This is a genomic window from Streptococcus halichoeri, assembly GCF_009870755.1.
Classification (GTDB): domain Bacteria; phylum Bacillota; class Bacilli; order Lactobacillales; family Streptococcaceae; genus Streptococcus; species Streptococcus halichoeri.
In genome coordinates this window covers 1-1,180 of record NZ_WLZU01000053.1, presented here as the reverse complement: position 1 = coordinate 1,180, position 1,180 = coordinate 1, and the positions used below count along the sequence as shown (strand labels likewise).

General features: G+C 35.6%; 1 protein-coding gene, 1 tRNA gene and 1 pseudogene. 1 reads left to right on the top strand and 2 read right to left on the bottom strand.

Going from position 1 to position 1,180, the window contains the following annotated elements; genetic code table 11:
• Positions 1–283 precede the first annotated feature (283 nt).
• The gene (locus tag GWD08_RS08625; protein ID WP_244295531.1) at positions 284–388 is read right to left on the bottom strand and encodes a putative holin-like toxin; all 105 of its coding nucleotides are present in this window, start codon (positions 386–388) and stop codon (positions 284–286) included.
• A 181-nt stretch (positions 389–569) separates the two neighbouring features.
• On the opposite strand from GWD08_RS08625, the pseudogene GWD08_RS08620 reads away from it, so the two are divergent.
• Positions 570–843, top strand: a pseudogene (locus tag GWD08_RS08620) (site-specific integrase); the annotation flags it as partial.
• Between the two features lie 75 nt (positions 844–918).
• Here GWD08_RS08620 and GWD08_RS08615 read toward each other — a convergent pair.
• Positions 919–989, bottom strand: a tRNA-Thr gene (locus GWD08_RS08615).
• Between the last annotated feature and the right edge of the window lie 191 nt (positions 990–1,180).

Below are 1,180 nucleotides of genomic sequence, written 5' to 3'. Positions count from 1 at the left end.
AAGACAAACTGGAGGTTTAGACCAGTTTGTCTTCAATCTGAAATCGCTACTTAACGTGGCGATTTTTCTTTTTTGAGGGTTTGAAAAGCTATGATGGCTATGGAATAACTAACTACGGGAATGATTCCATTAACATAGTCATTGACACGATTTCTAAGCTAATGTATAATATAAGTGTAAACAAAAAAGCAGTTGCTAGTAACAACTGCTTAGCAGAACCGTTTAAGACGGTGGCAAATGTAATTGTTAAAAAATAACCGTTAACTCGCCAAAGTTGAGACGGTTATTTTTTATTGCTTACTTTTACGATAACAATCATCAGACCGATGAGTGAGAGTAGAAAGCTACCAAACTCAATCATGAGATGCATTATCTCGTAAGTTGACAATAATCTGCTCCTTTCTCTTTGGATTTTAGCACTTACACACATAAGCACCACCACCTTTCAGAAATCAGAGCCACCGTCATAACTTTTCTGCCTTTTCATTATAGCATATTTCTTTTTTGCTTAAAGTACCAATTTATATTGGTGCTTGTTATGGCGTTGGAAAGGCATGGGGCTGGCTTAAAGGTACGGTGTTTCGTCAAATAGTGCCATTAATAACAGTTTGAACAATGTATTGAAGATTAGGCGGTGATTCTAAAATGACTTCAACTAGTGCTAGGCATACTTATGGAAGTTATTTGTTGGCTAACGGAGTAGCTATTTGGCTAGTTTCAAAATTAATGGGTCCTAAAGACATTAAACAGCTGATAGAAACATATGGTCATTTGCTTTTAGAAGTGGAAGAAAAGGAAAATAATCAGCTTTTAAAAATTCTTAATAATAAAGGTAGGTTATAAAATGACTATCAAGAACAAATTAAGAACAAAAACAAAAGAAACCCTATAACAATAAGGTTTCATTAATATATTTTCTGCCACCACCGAGAATCGAACTCGGAACGAAGCATTACCATTGCTTTATTATACCATTTAACTATAGCGGCTACCTTTCTATAATACTATAACTTGCCAGGTGGTGCAAGCATTATTTTCGCTTTTTTTGTTTTGCGCAAGTTGTCAAGTCAAGTGCAACCAGTTCATAGATAACTAGAGTTCCAGAGGTTAAGCTGTTCGGGATAGCTCAAACAGGAATTTTGAGGATTGATATTGAAGAAGTCGTCTTGGGCGCTCATTG